Annotated in this window: 6 protein-coding genes; 4 read left to right on the top strand and 2 right to left on the bottom strand. The window is 69.7% G+C overall.

Features of this window, described 5'->3' with window-relative positions:
• Positions 1-41: 41 nt before the first annotated feature.
• Entirely contained in the window at positions 42-10,934 is a 10,893-nt protein-coding gene (locus G6N61_RS17115) for a type I polyketide synthase (protein WP_163919594.1), read from the bottom strand.
• Between the two features lie 175 nt (positions 10,935-11,109).
• Between G6N61_RS17115 and G6N61_RS17110 the strand changes: the two genes are divergently transcribed.
• The 4 genes from G6N61_RS17110 (at position 11,110) to pe (ending at position 18,712) form a co-directional block, all read left to right on the top strand.
• Entirely contained in the window at positions 11,110-12,531 is a 1,422-nt protein-coding gene (locus G6N61_RS17110; protein ID WP_163919593.1) for a condensation domain-containing protein, read from the top strand.
• 56 nt (positions 12,532-12,587) lie between these two features.
• A complete protein-coding gene (locus tag G6N61_RS17105) occupies positions 12,588-15,599 on the top strand; it encodes an MMPL/RND family transporter (protein ID WP_163919592.1) in 3,012 nt (1,003 codons plus the stop codon).
• Between the two features lie 129 nt (positions 15,600-15,728).
• On the top strand, positions 15,729-17,480 hold the full coding sequence (locus G6N61_RS17100) for an AMP-binding protein (RefSeq protein WP_163924890.1): 1,752 nt from the start codon (positions 15,729-15,731) through the stop codon (positions 17,478-17,480).
• Positions 17,481-17,566: 86 nt separating this feature from the next.
• Positions 17,567-18,712, top strand: a complete 1,146-nt coding sequence (gene pe / locus G6N61_RS17095; RefSeq protein WP_163919591.1) for an acyltransferase PE — start codon at positions 17,567-17,569, stop codon at positions 18,710-18,712.
• 6 nt (positions 18,713-18,718) lie between these two features.
• On the opposite strand, the gene G6N61_RS17090 is transcribed toward pe, so the two are convergent.
• Positions 18,719-19,390 carry a GAP family protein gene (locus G6N61_RS17090; protein WP_163919590.1) on the bottom strand — a complete coding sequence of 224 codons (672 nt, stop codon included), beginning with the start codon at positions 19,388-19,390 and terminating at the stop codon, positions 18,719-18,721.

Genomic DNA, 19,390 nt, shown 5'->3' with positions numbered 1-19,390 from the left:
TCCTCACGATTGAGCCCCGCACCGCGATCAGTGTCCAATGCTCAGTGACCGGCGGCTGCGACGGGCTCCGCCTCCTGCGCAGGCGCATCCGACGTCTCGGCGTCCGGTAGCTGACCCACCAGGTAGTCGGCGAGCCCTCCGATCGTCGGGTAGTCGAACACCGCCGTCGCGTTGATCGTGAACGCGCCACCGAACTGACTGTGCAACCGATTGCGGAGTTCGATCGCCATCAGCGAGTCCGTGCCGAGGTCGAGGAACCGGCTGGTCGCCGCGGGCGGTTGCGCGAGCCGCAGGAAGTTCTGCACCTCGCGCTGCAGGAACTCCGTCACGAACCCTGCGCGCTGCTGCACCGGTATCTCCTGCAGCTGCCGCAGCAGCTCGCTGTCACCGACCGCCTCACCGGCCGCACTCGGCAACACCAGGTCGAGCATCGGGGGACGGGACGCGCCAAGCACCTTCGCGGCACGCTGCCAGTTGGCCTTGACGACCGTCGCCTGACCGGTGCCGTTCGCGACGACCTCCGCCAGCGCACTCAGCGCCGCCGAGGGTTCCAGCGGAATCAGGCCCTGGGCACTGATGTTCGCGGTCGCGGCCTCCGAGGAAGCCATGCCGCCCTGGGCCCACGGGCCGAAGTTGACGCCGGTGGCAGGCAGTCCGATCGCACGTCGCTGCGCGACCAGGCCGTCGAGCAGCGCGTTGGCGGTGGCGTAGTTGGCCTGTCCGGGTGAGCCGAACAAGCTCGACACCGAGGACGACACGATGAAGAAGTCCAGTTCGTCGTCCCTGGTCAGACGGTCCAGGTAGCAGGCACCGAAGGCCTTGGGAGCCATCGCCGTTCGGAAGCGCTCGACGCTCTGCTGGGACAGCAGTGCATCGTCGAGCACGCCCGCCAGGTGGACCACACCCGCCAGCGGCGGCAACTCCGCGCGAATCCGTTGCAGCAGCCCGGCGGCCTCGCCCTCGTCGCCGACGTCGGCCGTCATGACGTGGATCCGGCAGCGGAAGCGTTCGGTGATGTCGTCGATCACGCGGTGCGCATCGGCGTCGGGTGAACGCCTGCTGGTCAGCACGATGTCGCCGGCGCCGAGCTGGGCGAGGTACGACGCCGTGTGCAGGCCGATCGCACCGAGACCACCGGTGATCAGGTAGCTCCGATCGGCCCGCGGCGCCAACGGATCCGGGATCTGCAGCACGATCTTGCCGATGTGCCGGGCCTGCTGCATGCGGCGGAACGCGGCCCGCGCCTCGGTCAGCGGGTAGATCTCGGCGGGCAGCGGCGTCCAGACGCGATCGGCCAGTCCCTCCGACACCTCGGTGAGCAGATCGCGAATGCGCTCGGGTTCGGTGAGCATCACCGTGTCCAACGCGACGATCTCGTAGGCGACGTCCGACCGGGCTTCGGCCATCTGCTCCGGCGACCAGATGTCACGCTTGGCGATCTCGGCGAAGCGGCCGCCCGTCGCGGTGGCCCGCAGCGTCGCCTCGATGAAGCCCTCGTTGGTCAGGCTGTTGAGCACCACGTCGACGCCCGAACCGCCGGTGTCCGCCAGGATCTGATCGGCGAAGTCGGTTGTGCGGGAGTCGTAGACGTACTTCACGCCGAGCTTGCTCAGCGTCGACCGCTTGAAGGTGCTGGCCGTCGCGAACACCTCGGCACCGCACTGCTGCGCCATCTGCACGGCTGCCAGCCCCACGCCACCGCTGGCGGCGTGGATGAGCACCTTGTCGCCCGGCTTGAGCCGAGCCCAGTCGAACGACAGCCGCACCGTCAGCGCAGCAGCCGGAATCGTCGCGGCCTCGACCGCGCTCACCCCGTCCGGAATCGGTGCGAGGAACAGCGCGGGCACGTTGAACCGGCTGGCGAACGCACCCTGCATCGAGCCGTAGACGCGCTGGCCCACCTCGAGTCCCGTTACGCCGTCGCCCAATTGGGTCACGACGCCGGCGAAGTCACCGCCGATCGGTCCGGGGTCGCCGGGGTACAGGCCGAGGACGTTGAGCACGTCGCGGAAGTTCAGGCCCGCGGCCTCCACCCGAACCTGCACGTAGCCCTCGTCCGGCGACGGCACGTCCTTCTCGGTCAGACGGAGGTTGTCGATCGCCCCACGCTCGGTGGGTGCCAGGACGTAGTCGCCGCCGCGTGGCACCGTGAGATGGCCCGTACGGGCCCACGGCACCAGCCGTGAGGCAAGCAGCTTGCCCTGCCGCACAGCCAGTTCCGGCTCGTCGACGGGGGTGGCCAGCAGGGCTGCCAGCGCGGTCACGGCCTCGGGTGATCCGTCGCAGTCGACCAGTTTGGCGCGCAGCGCGGGTTCCTCGTTGATCGCCGTGCGGCCGAAGCCCCACAGTGCGGCCTGTACCGGGTCGACGGGCTCGACGGACTCGCATGCCACGGCCCGCTCGGTGACGATCCACAGTCCGCCGGGCAGTTTCACGTCGCCGCGCTGCACGGTGTGTACGGCGCTGAGCAGGTTGGCGATCTCGGTCTCGACCCGCGCTACCGCGCTGCCCGAGCCGAGGCCCTCCTCTGCCGAACCCGGCGTGCTGGCCCGCCACACGACCCCGGAGAAACCGACGCCCCGCTCGTGGGCGTCGGCCAGCACCCGTCCCAGCTGCTCCGCATCGGCGGCGCGATCGAACGGGATGCACCCCGGCACCATGGCGGCCAGTTCGTCGAATCCGGCGATCAGCCACGTGCCGTTGACGTTTCCGCCACCGTCGGTCGGCGGCACCGGCACCTCGTGCCAGCCGAGGGTGTACAGCAGGCGGGCCGCGTCGCCGCCGAGACCGCGCAGCAGTGCCTCCCGAGGCGCGCGCTTGACGGTGAACTCGCGGATACCGCCGAGGTGGCGGCCATCCCGGTCGACGAAGTCCAGGTCGAACACCTGGGTCTCGTTGTCCAGGTCGTTCGCGTGCCAGGTGGCGCGGCAGTAGAAGCGCCGGGGCATCTTCTCCCGCAGCGTCACCTGCCCGTACCGCAGCGGGAGGAACAGATCGCTGACGCCCTGCTCGGCGGCCAGGAGCGCGGGGAACGCGGGGAAGGCGACGCCGGTGCACAGGTCCATCAGCACCGGGTGCATCGGCTCGGTACCGAGCTGTTCGGCGAGTTCGGGACCGACCAGGATGTCGCCGATCGCCTCACCGTCACCGAGCCACAGCGACTTCAGGGATCCCGACCAGGTCGGCCCCCACGCCAGTTCCATGTCGGCGAAGGTCTCGAACAGCTCCTGCGGACGCATGCGGTTCAGTCGTTCGATCGTCTCCTCGACGGCTTCGGGCTGCGTGCCCTCGGGCTCGTCGGTGACGTCGCCGTCGTCGGCCACACCGGCCGCGACGGTGCCGTCGGCGTTCAGCGCCCACTCCGCGTCGCGCACGCCGTACGGGCGGCTGTGCACGGTGAACGTGAAGCCGCTGCCGTCCTCGACCGGATGCAGCGTCAGCTGGACTTCGCGGGAAGCCTTCTCGGGCAGGATGATCGGCTCGTAGAAGAAGACGTCCTTGACCCGCGCGGGCGTACCGACCGCGGCCAGCGCCATCGCCGCATACGTCGCGCCGGGCACCACGACGGTGCCGTAGATGACGTGGTCGGAGAGCCACGGCTGCGACTTCACGGACAGTCTGCTGGTGTAGACGGAGTCGCCCGAGGCGAGGTCCTTGGCGTTGCCAAGGATGCCGGACACCGCAGGCCCGCCGCCCTCGGTGGCGAGCCCGGAGGTCTTCGGCCAGAAGCGGCGATGCTGGAACGGATAGGTGGGCAACTCCAGCCTGCGGCCGGGCCTGCCGTGCACGCTGGCGAAGTCGGGCTGGTGCCCGCCGACGTAGGCCGCGGCCAGCGCATCGGCGATCTGACGCCGATCGCCGACGCCCTTGCGCAGCGAGACGATGGCGCGCGGAGCCGCCAGGTGCTCCGGCCAGACCTGCACGGCGGCACCGGTCAGCACCGGTTGCGGCCCGATCTCCATCAGCACCGAGCAGCCGAGTGCAGCGACCGTGCGCACGCTCTCTGCGAACTGCACCGGTTGGCGGGAGTGCCGCCGCCAGTAGGAGGCGTCGAGCGGGGTCTGCGCGGTGAGCACGGCCCCGGTGCGGTTGCACACCAGCGGCAACGTCGGGGTCGCGAACCGCAGTAGGGCGGCGTAGGACTCGAACTCGTCGAGCACCGGCTCCAGCAGTTCGGAGTGGAAGGCATGGCTGGTCTGCAGCCAGGTGCAGCGGATCGCCTCGTCCTCGAACGTCGCGACGAGCCGTTCCAGGTCCTCGCCAGGGCCCGAGAGCACGGTGTTGGGGCCGTTGTAGGCGCCCACCGACACGCGCGGGAACGCGCCTGCGGCCTCCTCGACGTGCTTGGCGTCGGCGAACACCGCCACCATCCGCCCGCCTTCGGGCAGGCTGCCGAACAGCTTGCCGCGCTGGGCCATCAACCGCGCGCCGTCCTCGAGGCTGAACACCCCGGCCACGCAGGCCGCTGCGTACTGGCCGACGCTGTGCCCGAGCACCACGTCGGGTGCGATGCCCCACGACTGCCACAGCCGGGCCAGGCCCATCTCGACCGCGAAGAGCGCGGGCTGTGCGAACGCCGTGTCGCGCAACGCCTTTCCGGCTTCGCCGCCCGTCTCGCGATCGGTGGCGAACACGACGTCCAGCAGCGGGCGCGCCACGATGTCGGCCACCGCGTCGGCGCAGCGCTGCACGGTCTCGGCGAACACCGGCTCGTGGGCGAACAGTTCCCTGGCCATGCCCGGGTACTGGCTGCCCTGTCCGGTGAACAACCATGCCGTGGTCGGACGATGCGTGTGCTCGCCTCGAACGACGCCGGGGCGCAGGCGGTTCTCGGCCAGGTCGGCAAGCGCTGCACGCGCGCCCTCGATCGAGTCCACGACGAGTGCGGCGCGGTGTTCGAGGTGCGAACGGCCCGTGCCTGCCGTGAGGCAGACGTCGCCGAGGTCGGCGTCCGGGTTGATGGTCAACCAGGTCTCGTACCGCCGAGCCAGCGTGACGAGGGCTTCCGGTGACCGCGCGGAGAGCGCGAGCACGTCGGCCCGCTGATCCTCCGGCTGCGGTGTCTCCGCAGGTGCTTCTTCCGGTTGCGGTGCCTCTTCGATCAGCACGTGCGCGTTGGTGCCGGTGAAGCCGAAGGAACTCACGCCTGCCCGGCGCGGCCTGCCGTTGGTCTGCCACGGCGTCGCCTCGTCGACGACCCGTACCGGCAGCTCGTCCCACGGGATGTGCGGTGACGGGTTGTCGAAGTGCAGGCTCTTCGGCAGCAGGCCGTGCTGCAGCGACAACACGACCTTGATCAGTCCTGCTGCGCCCGAGGCGGACTCGGTGTGGCCGATGTTGGTCTTCACCGACCCCATCAGCAGCGGCCGATTCGCGTCGCGCGAGTCGGCGTAGGCGGCTGCGGCGGCCTGGACCTCGATGGGATCACCCAGCGGGGTGCCCGTGCCGTGGGCCTCGAGGTAGTCGACGTCTCCGCCGGTGAGGCCGGCACGGGTCAGGGCCGTGCCGATGAGCCGTTGCTGCGCACCACCATTGGGCACGGTCAGGCCACTGGACGCGCCGTCCTGGTTGACCGCGCTGCTGGGGATGACGGCGCAGATCCGGTCGCCGTCGCGCTCGGCATCGCTCAACCGCTTGAGCACCAGCATGCCGCAGCCCTCGCTGCGCACGTAGCCGTCGGCGCTGGCGTCGAACGTCTTGCACCGTCCCGCCGGGGACAGCATGCGGGCGCGCGACGCGGCGACGACCGTCACGGGGCTGAGCAGGACGTTGACCCCGCCCGCCAGCGCCATGTCGCAGTCACCGGACCGCAGGGCCAGGCACGCCTGGTGCACGGCCACCAGCGCCGAACTGCACGCGGTGTCCAAAGCGACCGCGGGACCCTCGAGGCCCAGCGCGAACGCGACGCGACCGGAGATGGCGTTGAGCGCATTGCCGGTGATGAAGTGGGGTTCGATCTTGTCGATCGACTCGGCGGACAGCAGGTGGGCGTACTCGTTGGCGGCCACGCCGGTGAAGATGCCGGTCGAGCTGCCGCGCAGCGACGCAGGCGAGTACCCGGCGCGTTCCAGGCCCTCCCACACGGTTTCGAGGATCAGCCGCTGCTGTGGCTCGATCCACACGGCCTCGCGCGGGGAGATGCCGAAGAACTCCGGGTCGAATCCGTCGATGCCGTCGAGGAATCCGCCGAAGCGCGTGTAGGTCTTGCCCGCGGCGTCGGGATCGGGGTCGTAGAACTCGTCGATGTCGAAGCGGTCCTCGGGGACTTCGCGAATCGCGTCGACACCGTCGGCGAGCAGCTCCCAGAACGCTTCCGGGTTGGGCGCGCCGGGGAAGCGGCACGACACCGCCACGATCGCGATCGGCTCGTCGGTGCTCGTCCGCGCCGCGGGTGCCGGGCGCGGTGCCGGCGCGGCCTGCTCACCGAGACCGAGCACGTCGCCGAGCAGGTAGTCGGCGACGTCCGTCGGGCGGGGATGGTCCATCACGAGCGTGATGGGAATCTCCTTGCCGACGCCCTGTTCGATCCGACGTCGCAGTTCGACGGCCATCAGCGAGTCCATGCCGAGGTCGAAGAACCCCGCGTCCTCGCGGATCTCATCGACGTCCACGCGCGTCACCTCCGCGACCGCGTTGCGCAGGTAGTCCGTCAGGAGCCGCTTGCGTTGCTGGACGGGAGCATTGGTGAGCTGCTCGACCAGTTGCGTCTTGCCCGACGCGGTGGTGGGCAGTGCTGCCGTCGGTGCGGTGGGCGCCTCGCGTTCCAGTTCGGCCAGGAACGCTCGCCGTCCCGCCTGCTGGTAGAGCGGGAGGAAGCGGGCCCAGTCGATCCGGGCCACCACGCCCTGGGCCGACCCGCCGTGCGCTGCGGACGTCGCCACGACGTCGGCCAGACCCGCGAGGGCATCGGCGGGGGACAGGGTCCGGACACCGCGTTGCTCCAGGCGCGCGCGGGAGTCGGCGTCGGCCATGCCCGCCGACCAGGGGCCGAAGTCCACGCTGGTTGCGGCGATGCCCTGTTCGCGCAGCCGCCACGCGAGCCCGTCGAGGAAGGCGTTCGCCGCGCCGTAGGTGGTCTGACCGAAGCCGCCCCACACCGCGGCGATCGACGAGGTGCTGATGAAGAAGTCGAGTTCGAGGTCAGCGGCTGCCTCACTGAGATGCCATGCACCCCAGACCTTTCCTGCGAATACGCGATCCACCTCGGCGTCGTCGACGTCGGTCAGGGCGGTGGTGGCGATCTCGCCTGCCGCGTGCACGATGCCCGCCAGCGGTGGCATCTCGGCCCGCGCGACTGCCAGCAGGCGTGCGACGTCGTGCGCATCGGCGACGTCGGCCGTGACGACGCGGACGTCGCAGCCGTGCTGGTCGCCCAGTGCGGTGATGCGCTGGGCGACGGCGTCGTCGGGTGCGCGTCGGCTGGTGAGGATCAGGTGCTTGGCGCCCAGGCCGGCCAGGTGCCCGGCGATCTCCAAGCCGATCGCGCCGAGGCCTCCGGTCACCAGATAGGTGGCATCGCCGCGCACGCTCAATGGCGCACCGCTCGGCTGTGCGACCCGCCTGACCAAGCGGGGGACGTAGACCGTGCGACCACGCAGCGCGATCTGGTCCTCCCTGGCGGCGGTGCCCGCCGGTGCGGAGATCCGGTCGACGAGTTCGGACCACTCGGCGGTGCCGCCGTCGCGCAGATCGGCCAAACCACCCCATATGTGCGGCAATTCGAGTGCTGCGGCGCGGCCGAAACCCCACAGGCACGTCTGATCAGGGGACACGCCGTCGGCGTCGGTGACTCGTTGAGCGCCGCGGGTCACCACCCAGACGGGTGCGCGCAGGTCGGCGGCCGCCGCGGCGCGCAGGAGTCGCCGCGTTCCGCCGAGGACGTCGTGGTGCATCCGCAGCAACGACCGCATCGAGGGCGCGGAACCGGACAGCGCCGCGACGTCCAGGATGCGCAGGGCCGAACTGTGCGCTGCCGCAGCGCGCAACGCGTCTGCGAGTTCCGACTCCTCGGCATCCGACGACGGCAACCCGAGGACCCGGTGGCGGTGGCCGCGCGCGGTCAGCAGGTCGACCAGGGGGCGGATCGCGTCGCCGCCGTCGCCGACGAGGATCCAGTCGGCGTCCGCGCCACCGTCGGAGACGGGAGTGGTCGAGACGTCCCAGCGGAATTCGTAGCGGTCGTTCGTCATTGACTGGGTCGCCCGCTGCTTGTCGCGCCGCCGGTCGGCCTGCTGACCGTCGCGGAAGGAGTACTCGCGGTGCTCGAACGGATAGGTGGGCAGGTCGAGCTTGCGTGCCCGGCTCTTGGCGAACGCGGCGAAGTCGGGCAGGTGGCCCAGAACGTAGGCGTCGGCGACGGCTTCGGTGATCTGCCTGTGATCGGCGGTGTTTCGGCGCAGCGACGTGATGACCCGCGGTGCGGTCGCCGGATCGGGCCAGGCGCCGAGGGCCGCCGCGGTGAGCACCGGTCGCGGCCCGATCTCGACCAGCAGCTTGCAGTTCAGTTCGGCGAGGGTGCGGACGCTCTTGGCGAACTGCACGGGTTGGCGCGCGTGGCGGCGCCAATACGGCCCGTCGAGCTTCACACTCCTGCCGAGCGCGGCGCCGGTGCGGTTGTCGATCAAGATCCGTTGCGGTTCGGCGAATTCGAACCCGTCGGCGTACGACTCGAACTCGTCGAGGATCGGATCCAGCAGTGCCGAGTGGAAGGCGTGGCTGGTGTCCAGCCAGTCGCACCGCACGCCGTCGGCTGCCAGCACGGCGACGGCGGACTCCAGATCGTTTGCGGGACCGGATAATACGGTGTTGCCGCCGTTGTAGGCCGCGACCGAGAGGGTCGGGTAGTCGTCGGTCAGACGCTCGACGCGCTCGGCGGCGGTGGACACCGCGACCATGCGGCCACCCGCGGGCAGGCTGCCGAAGAGGCGGCCGCGTTCGGCCATCAGCCGCGCGCCGTCCTCGATGCCGAACACCCCGGCGACGCACGCCGCGGAGTACTGGCCGACGCTGTGGCCCAGCACCACGTCGGGCTCGAAGCCCCAGGACTGCCACAGGCGGGCCAGGCCCATCTCGACCGCGAACAGGGCCGGCTGCGCATAGGACGTCTGCTGCAGCGAGCGCTCATCGACGCCATGCTCTTCGCGCGAGCGCTCATCGACCCCGAAGATCACGTCCAGCAGCGGCTTCTCGAGCACGTCGGCAACCGCGGCCGCGCACCGGTCCAGCGTCTCGGCGAACACCGGCTCGGCGGCGTACAGCTCCCGGGCCATGCCGGGGTACTGGCTGCCCTGGCCGGTGAACAGCCAGGCGGTCTTGGGGGTGTCATGGGTTTCGCCGCGCACCAGGCCGGGTGCCGGGCGGTCGTCCGCGAGCGCACCGAGCAGCTCGATGGCGGATTCCCTGGTGTCGGCCACCAGCGCGGCGCGTTGCTCGAGGTGCGCACGTGCCGCGCCGGCGGTGAAGCACACGTCGGCCAGCGCGGCCTCGGGGTGCTCGCTCATCCAGCTGCGGTACAGCCCGGCGACCTCGGTCAGCGCGGCAGGCGTCCGCGCCGATAGTGGAAGTACGTGGTAACGGCCATCTTCCGGCGCGGTGTCGGACGCCGGGGCCGCAGGGGTGGGTGCCTCCTCGAGGATGACGTGAGCGTTGGTGCCTGCGAACCCGAACGAGCTGACCCCGGCGATGCGAGGACGGCCGCCGTCCTCCCAGGGGGTGGTCTGTCGAACCACTTCCACGGGAAGCCGTTCCCACGGGATGTGCGGTGACGGGTTCTCGAAGTTGAGGTGCTTGGGCAGGGTCTGGTGCTCGAGCGACAGGACCACCTTGATGACGCCCGCGATGCCTGCGGCTGCTTCCAGGTGCCCGATGTTGGTCTTGGCCGAGCCGATCAGCAGCGGCTGGTCCGGTGCGCGTCCGACGCCGAGCGCCGCACCCGCGGCCTGCGCCTCGATCGGGTCGCCCAGCGACGTGCCGGTGCCGTGCGCCTCCAGGTATCCGACGTCACGGGGTTCGAGGTTCGCGCACTTCAGGGCGGCGGCGATGACCCGTTGCTGCGCAACGCCATTGGGCACGGTCAGGCCGCCCGAGGCGCCGTCCTGGTTGACGGCGCTACCACGGATCACGGCACGGATCCGGTCACCGTCGCGGACCGTGTCCTCGAACCGCTTGACCACGATGACGCCGCAGCCCTCGCCGCGGACGTAGCCGTCGGCGGCCGCGTCGAAGGTCTTGCACCGACCGTCGGGTGCGAGCATGCGCGCACTCGAGAACGTGATCATGGTGGCCGGGGCCAGCAGCACGTTCGCACCACCGGCCAGCGCGAGGTCGCACTCGCCCAGGCGCAGCGCCTGACACGCCTGGTGGATCGCCACCAGCGACGAGCTGCACGCCGTGTCGACGGCGACCGACGGACCCTGCAGGCCCAGCCGGTAGCTGATCCGTCCCGCCGCCGCGGCGTTCGACGTCCCGATGGCCATGTAGGCCTCGATCTCGTCGTGGGTCAGCTCGTCGGACTGCATGCCCAGGTAGTCGTGGGTGGCCAGACCCACGAACACACCGGTGTTGCTCTCGGCCAGCGAGGACGGGGCGATGCCCGCGTGCTCGACCGCGCGCCACGCCGTCTCGAGCAGGATCCGGTGCTGCGGGTCCATCAGCCGGACCTCACGCGTCGCCATCCCGAAGAACGGCGCGTCGAACCCGGTCACGTCGTCGACGAACCCGGCACGACGGGTCACGATCTTGCCGGGCACACCTGGTTCGGGGTCGAAGAACTCGTCGGCGTCCCAGCGGTCCCGCGGCACCTCGGAAATCGCGTCACGGCCGTCACGCAGCAATCCCCAGAACTCATCTGCATCTCTGGCCCCAGGCAGGCGCGCCGCATACCCGACGATGGCGAAACGAGGGGCCGGATCGGTCGGGCCTTCGACGGATACCATGCAGCTGTCCTCCCCGTGCCACGTTCAACGTCGGGGGCCACTATGACACGTTTGTGACGGTGGATGCGCAGCGTCGTGGTCCGCTGTCGAGGGGGTGCCGAGGGTATGTTGATCCCCGCCGAGGGTGCTGCCGGAACGTTGCCGGCGGGCCTGGCAGGACTGGGAAGGCCGTAGCTTGCGCATCGGGAAGATCACGGTCGGCGCACTCCACGAATGGTCGCTGACCCCGGGCTCGGTCACCTCCTGGCACCCGACGGCCGCAGCTGCGGACGTCGCGCGACGGGCGCCGCTCAGTTCGGTGCCGGTCAGTCACATGCAGCGCCAGCACCTGCGCAACTACTGCGACCGGGCCGAGGCGGGCTTGAACTTCTCCCGGCAGATCATCGCCAGCTGCGAGATGCCCGGCCAGTGCGACATCGCCGCCATGAACGACGCCGTCAACGCCTACCTGCGTAGGCACGACACGTTCCGCAGCCGATTCGAACGGACCGAGACGGGCGACTTCATCCGGTACGCCATCGAGGATCCGGCCGAGATCGAGTTCGTCCCGGTCGACCAGGGCCAGATGACCGTCGACGAGATCCGCGCGCACGTGGTGGCCATCCCGAACCCGCTGGAGTGGGGCTGCTTCACATTCGGCGTCATCCAGAACGAGAACGACTTCAAGTTCTTCGCCTCCATGGACCACGTGCACGGCGACGCCACGCTGATCGGCACGACGATGATGGAAGCCAACGGGATGTACTCCGCGCTCAGTGGCGGCGGCCATGCCCTGACGCTGCCCGACGCGGGCAGCTTCGACGACTTCTGCGTGCGGGAGCACGAGTACACCTCGGCATTGACCGTGGACTCCCCGGGTGTGCAGCGGTGGATCGACTTCGCCGAGAACAACGGTGATGGCTTCCCCGACTTCCCGCTGCCGCTGGGCGACCCGAACGTGGCGACGAGCAGCGACATGACCTCCGAGGTCCTGCTGGACGACGCGCAGACGCAACGCTTCGACGAGGCCTGCGCGGCCGCGGGTGCCCGGTTCGTCGGCGGTCTCTTCGCCTGTCTCGGTCTGGTGGAGCACGAATTCACCGGCGCGCTCACCTATCACGGCCTCACGCCGAGGGATTCCCGCACGGCCGGCGACAACTTCATGACCCAGGGCTGGTTCACCGGGTTGATCCCGATCAGCGTCCCGATCGCGGCGACGTCGTTCAGCGAGGCGGCGTGGGCAGCGCAGTCCTCGTTCGACGCCGGCTTGGACATGGCGCGGGTGCCGTACTACCGCGTCCTGGAGTTGGCGCCGTGGCTGAACTGGCCGCGGCCCAACTTCCCGGTGTCGAACTTCCTGCACGGCGGCGCTGCTCCGCTCAACGCGATCCTCGCCGCGGCGGACATGGGGCTGGCCAACGACATCGGGATCTATCCCGACGGCCGGTTCTCCTACCAGCTGACGATCTACGTCTTCCGCTACGGCGAGGGCACGGTGATGGCGATCATGCATCCCGACAACCCGGTTGCCAGGAAGTCGGTCACCCGCTACATGCAGGCGATGAAGTCGGTGGTGGGGCGAGTTGCCGACAGCGGGCAATGGGGACGCGGGGCATAGCGGAGTGCGATCCGACGGCATCATGACGCGGGATTCGGGGCGAGGGTGAGGGCGATATGAGACGGCTAGCCGATCTCGTGGTGCGGTGGCCATGGGCGGTGATCGGGGTGTGGGTCGCCTTGGCGATCGCACTGCCGCTGGCCTTCCCGTCCCTGGGCACGATGGCGCAGCGCAATCCGCTCGCCATCCTCCCCAGCGACGCGCCGTCGAGCGTCACCGCCAGGAAGATGACCGAGGCGTTCCAGGAACCGGGCAACGACAACCTCCTGCTGGTCGCGCTGATCAACGAGAACGGGCTGGAACCCGCCGACGAGGCGACGTACCGCAAGCTCGTCGACGCGGTGCGCGACGACGTGCGCGACGTCGTGTCGGTCCAGGACTTCGTCGCCACGCCTCAGCTGCGGCCGTTCCTGACGAGCGAGGACAAGACGACCTGGGTGTTGCCGGTGAGCCTGGCGGGGGAGCTGGGGACGCCGCAGGCCTTCGACGCGTTCAACCGGGTGGCCGACGTCGTCGAACGCAGCGTCGCAGACAGTCCGCTCGACGTTCACCTCACCGGGCCCGCGGCGACCGTCGCCGACCTGACGGTCGCGGGCGAGCAGGACCGTCTGCCGATCGAACTCGCGATCGCCTTCCTGGTGCTCGCCGTCCTGCTGCTGGTGTACCGCAACGTGGTCACAATGCTGCTGCCGCTCGTCACGATCGGCTCGTCGCTCGTGGTCGCCCAAGCAGTGGTGGCCGGTTACTCCCATCTGACGGGCGCAGGCGTCTCCAACCAGTCCATCGTGTTCCTCAGCGCGATCATCGCCGGTGCCGGAACCGACTATGCCGTCTTCCTCATCAGCCGCTACCACGACTATCTGCGATCGGGCGCCGAGTACGACGCCGCGGTCAAGGCGGCGATGGCGTCGATCGGAAAGGTCATCACCGCATCGGCCATCACCGTGGGGCTCACGTTCCTGCTGCTGAGTTTCGCGAAGATGGGCGTGTTCAAGACCGTCGGGGTGTCGTCGGCGATCGGAATCGGCGTCGCCTACCTCGCCGGAGTGACCCTGCTGCCCGCGATCCTGGTGCTCGCCGGGCCGCGCGGCTGGGTCAAGCCACGGCGTGAACTGACCACCGCGTTCTGGCGGCGTTCGGGCATCCGGATCGTCCGCCGGCCGGTGACCCACCTGGTCGCGAGCCTGCTCGTCCTCGCGCTGCTGGCCGGGCTCTCGATCTTCGCCCGCTACAACTACGACGACCGCAAGGTCGTGGAGGCGTCGGCGCCCAGTTCGATCGGGTACGCGGCGCTCGAGCGCCACTTCCCGATCAGCCACTCCATCCCCGAGTACATCCTCATCCAGTCGCCCCACGACCTGCGCACGCCACGAGCCCTGGCGGACCTGGAGCAGCTGGCCTCACGCGTCGAGCAGCTCCCCGACATCGGCATGGTCAGCGGCATCACCCGGCCCCTCGGCGAGGTGCCGCCGGAATTCCGGGCCACGTTCCAGGCCGGCATCGTCGGTGACCGGCTCGCGGGCGGGTCGGCCCTGATCGGCCAGCGCAGCGGCGATCTCAACCGGCTCGCCGCCGGGGCCGACACGATGGCCGAGAGCCTCGCCGACGTGCGCACCCAGATCAACCAGATAGCGCCCAGCATCCAGGGCCTGGTCGACACGTTGTCCGCCGTCCGAACCGAGGACAACGGCGACAAGCTGGTGCGCGACGTCGAGGTCGCGGCGAAACTGGTCGCCAGCGTGAACGCGCTCGCCAACTCCATGGGCGTGAACTTCGCGGCGGTCAAGAACGTCTTCGCCTGGATCGGCCCGGTGCTCGCAGCGCTGCAGGGCAATCAGATCTGCGACGCCAATCCCTCCTGCCGCGACACCCGCATGCAGTTCCAGCGGCTCGTCGACGCGGACAACGACGGCAGCCTCGACCAGATCAACCAGCTGGCCGGAGAACTCCAGAGCGTCGACGACAAGGAATCGCTCAACGCGACGGTGAAGAAGCTCAACGCCGCCCTCACCAGCGCCAACAAGGCCGTCAAGGCCATGGGACTCGACCGGCCCGGCGGCCCGCAGGCCGGCTTGCGCGAGTTGCAGCAGGGCGCCAACCGGCTGGCAGGCGGCAGCCGCGACGTGGCCAACGGTGTGGACGAACTCGTCGAGCAGGTGAAGGTGATCGCCGCCGGCCTGAACGAGGCATCGACGTTCCTGCTGAACATGCGGAGCAACGCAGGCGACCCTGCGCAGGCCGGGTTCAACATCCCACCCGAGGTGCTGAACCTGTCTGACTTCCAGAAGGCGGCCAAGGCGTACATCTCACCGGACGGCCGTTCCGTCCGGTATCTGGTGCAGACCGAACTCAACCCGTTCAGCTCGGAGGCGATGGATCAGGTCAACCAGATCGGTGACGTCGCCAGGGGTGCCCAGCCGAACACCACGCTCGCCGACGCGACGATATCGATGGGCGGACTACCTGCCGCGTTGCGCGATACGCGCGACTACTACCAGCAGGACATTCGCTTCATCATCATCGCGACCATCATCGTCGTCCTGCTGACCCTGATGTTGCTGTTGCGTTCGGTGATCGCGCCGCTGTATCTCGTCGGCTCGGTGGTGGTGTCCTACTTCGCGGCGATCGGGATCGGCATCCTGACGTTCCAGTACCTACTCGGCGAGCAGTTGCACTGGAGCGTGCCGCCGTTGGCGTTCGTCGTGTTGGTCGCAGTGGGCGCCGACTACAACATGCTCTTCGTCTCGCGCATGCGCGACGAGTCTCCGCACAGCGTGCGCTACGGCATCATCCGCACCCTGAGTTCGACGGGCGGTGTGATCACCGCGGCGGGGCTGATCTTCGCGGCCTCGATGGCAGGCCTGCTGTTCTCGAGCATCGGGATCGTGATCCAGGGCGGCTTCGTGATCGGGGTGGGAATCCTGCTCGACACCTTCGTGGTGCGCACGATCACGGTGCCTGCGATCGCCACCCTGGTCGGGCGGGCCAACTGGTGGCCGTCGCGGATGGGCGTGCGGCAGTCGCCGCCGTCGTCGCAGGTCCAGTCGCCGGCCGAACCCGTCCAGTAGCGGCTGGGAAGCGCGCACCGGGCCGAATGTGTGAAACTACGAATCGAAGCGGAGGGGCCTGATGGGGATGAGCGAACTCCCTCCACCGAGCGTGGAGGACGCGAGGTGACGACAGTGCCTTCATCGACGGTGTCCCAGTCGTCGATCCTCTCGGTGCTGCACGGGCGCGCCAGCCTGCGCCCCGACGACGTCGCCTTCACGTTCACCGACTACGACCGGGATTCCGCAGGCGTCGCCGAGACGCTCACGTGGTCGCAGCTGTCGCGCCGAGTCATGAACGTGGCACGCGAGATTCGGCTACACGGGTCGATCGGCGACAGGGCGGTGATCCTGGCACCCCAGGGCCTTGAGTACGTCCTGGCATTCCTGGGCAGCATGCAGGCGGGGCTCGTCGCCGTGCCGCTACCGCTGCCGCACCGCGGCTCGACCCACGACCGGGTGAGTTCGGTCCTGGCCGACGCCCAGCCCTCGGTCGTCCTCACCACGTCGGCCTCGGCACAGGACGTCGGCGACTACGTCGATCGAGCAGGTGGTGATCAGGCACGCGTGGACGCCGCGCCGAAGATCGTGGCGATCGACGCGATGGACCTCGACGGCACGCCGGGCGAACCCATCGCGACGACCGCCGACTTCCCCGAAACGGCCTACCTGCAGTACAGCTCGGGTTCGACCCGGCTACCGGCCGGGGTCATGATCTCGCACCTGAACCTGCAGGCGAACTTCGAGCAGATCATGCGCACGTTCCTCGCGGGCGCGAACCCCGTGCCGGCCGGTGACGCGACGTTCGTGTCGTGGCTGCCCTTCTACCACGACATGGGCCTCGTCCTGGGCGTGTGCGCACCCATCCTCAGCGGCCATCCCGCGGCGCTGATGAGCCCAGTTGCGTTCCTGGAGAAGCCGTCTCGATGGATACGCGCCCTGGCCGAGAACCGCCGCGCGTTCTCGGCGGCCCCCAACTTCGCGTTCGACCTCGCCGCCCGCAAGACCACCGACGGCGACATCGCAGGCCTCGACCTCGGTGGGGTGCACGGCATCATCAACGGTGCCGAACGCGTCGAGCCGGCCACCCTGGAGCGATTCTCGGATCGGTTCGCGCACTTCGACTTTCGAGATCACATGCTCCGTCCGGCCTACGGTCTGGCGGAGGCGACGGTCTTCGTGGCGGCGGGCACCTGGAGTGAGGATGCACCCGCGTCGTACTTCGACGCCGACGAACTGGGCGCAGGCCGGGTCCAGCCGTGCGCGGCCCGCAAGGGCACCTCGCTGGCGCGCTACGACCTGCCGCAGTCGCCAACGGTGCGGATCGTCGACGTCGACACCCACCGGCAGTGCGCGCCGGACGTGGTGGGCGAGATCTGGGTGCACGGCGACAACGTCGCAACCGGTTACTGGAACAGGCCGCCAGACGAGCAGCAGTGCTTCGGCGCCACGCTCGCCGACCCGTCGCCCGGCACGCCGGAGGGGCCGTGGCTGCGAACGGGCGATCTGGGCTTCGTATCGGACGGCGAGTTGTTCATCGTCGGCCGCATCAAGGACCTGCTGATCATCCGCGGCCGCAACCACCATCCCGAAGACATCGAGGCGACGGTCCAACAGATCACCCGCGGCCGGGTCGCCGCGATATCGGTGCCGACCAAGAGTGCCGAAGAGCTGGTCACCGTCATCGAACTCAAGGAACGAAGCGACGAGGACTTACCGCGGTGGCTCAGCGAGGTAAAGACCGACGTCACCTCGGCGATATCCAACGCACACGGCCTGAACGTGGGCGATCTCGTCCTGGTGCCGCCCGGATCGATTCCCACGACGACGAGCGGGAAGATCCGGCGTGTCGCCTGCGTCGAGCAGTACCGCCAGAACCAGTTCGTCCGGCTCGACGCGTGAGCCCCGCCGATGGCGCGCGACCCGCTGTAAGGTCGGGACCCGAGGCAGGGCGTCGAGCAGGGCTGGGAGCGAAGTGTGAGAACCTCATGAAGCGACTTCTCGCCCTTGGCACGGCTTCCGCGACCATCGGCGCCGCAGGCGTCCTCGGCTTGGGCACCGCAGCGGCCGACGACACTCCGGTTCCGCCGCCGCCTCCCGTCCCCGGTGCCGGACCGCAGGGGCCGCCGCCGATCGGCACCCCCGGCAGGGCCTACGCCCTGGGCGGCGCGCACGTGCTCGGCATCCCGTACGACGAATACATCATGCGCACCGGCGCCGAATGGTTCCCCGGCCTCGACCGCCAGATCGTCGACTACCCCGCGGGCCAGGTGCAGGGCCACACCCTGGAACGGCTGTTCCCCGGCATCGGCCGCCTCGACGACGGCTTCCCGGGCCTGGGCATCGACGGTCCGAGCTACGGCGAGTCCATCGACGTCGGCGGGCCCAACCTCATTCAGGCCATCCGCGCGGGAGGCCCCGGCACGGTCATCGGACTCTCCGAGGGTGCGTCGGTGCTCGACGACGTCCAGGCGCGGCTGGCGTACGACCCGGCCGCTCCGCCACCGGACCAGTTGAGCTTCGCCACGTACGGCAACCCGGTCGGCAAGCACGCGTTCGGCGAGAGCTTCCTGACCCAGATGTTCCCGGTCGGCGCCGTCGTTCCTTCGCTGGACTACCGCATCCCGGCCCCGGTCGAGAGCCAGTACGACACGTACAAGTTCGTCTCCGCCTACGACAGCATCGCCGACTGGCCGGACCGGCCGGACAACTGGATGAGCGTCGCCAACGCGATCGTCGGCCTCGCGACCGGCCACACCGCGGTGGCCTTCACCAACCCGAGCATGGTGCCGCCGCAGAACGTTCGGACGACGGTCAACTCGCGCGGCGCGAAGACCACCACGTACATGATCCCGGAGGAGCACCTGCCGCTGGTGCTTCCGTTCAAGTACCTCGGAGTCCCGGCCGAGACGCTGAACCGGCTCGACGCGGTGTTGCAGCCGATGGTCGACGCGGGCTACTCGCGCAACGACGATCCGCTGACCGCGCCGATCACGGTGGACCCGGTCAACGGCTACGACCCGGCGGAGGTCACCGCGCCCGCCACGAACGCGGCCTTCGGCGGCGGTTCGGATCCGGTGTCGCAGCTCCTCGCAGGCATGCAGTACGTGCTGAACAGCCAGGCGCAGCCCTAGGCGCTGCTACAGGCCGGCAAAGCCCACGCCGACCAGCGCGCACCCGACGACCGCCAACAGCACGGCCACCCCGCGCCTGCCCTGAGCGCGCAGCCAGTCGTAGAGCGCGGCGAGCATCGAGCGGGTGCGGTCCGGGGCGACCAGGTAGCACAGCAGCGGGATCTCGACGAGCGCGAACGCCACCACGTTGAACAGCAGCAGCGCGCCGAATTGCGTTGCCGCGGTGGCGCCGGACGCGACGATGAGCGCCAGCGCGGCGACGTAGTCGATCGACGGCAGCGCGATGCCGAGGCCCGCGACGCCTGCCGTCCACAGTGAACCGCCGTTCAGCAGTCGCCGGGCGCGGCCCGAGATCGACGCCGGTATCCGGTCGGTCAACCCCCCGCTCGTCGTCTTCGACCGGCTCAGCAGGCCCGCGGCGACCAACGCGGCGTTGACCAGCAGCACCAGGCCGACGACGATCTGCACGCGAGGCAGCGTGAAGTGGGCCGACCCGAGGGCGGGCCGCAGCACGAACAGCACGACGACGCCGACCGTGGTGCCCATGACGAAACCGCCGGCCAGGAACGCGAGCAGCTGCAGTGCGGGCCGCGGCCGGTTGATCGCGAGCACCGTCATGCCGATCCGGAACGGCTCCAGACTGACCGCGACGGCCATCATCAGGAGCGGGATCCACAT

Source organism: Mycolicibacterium arabiense, from assembly GCF_010731815.2.
Lineage (GTDB): Bacteria > Actinomycetota > Actinomycetes > Mycobacteriales > Mycobacteriaceae > Mycobacterium > Mycobacterium arabiense.
Note: the sequence above shows the minus strand (reverse complement) of the source record. Positions and strands in the feature narration are given on the sequence as shown.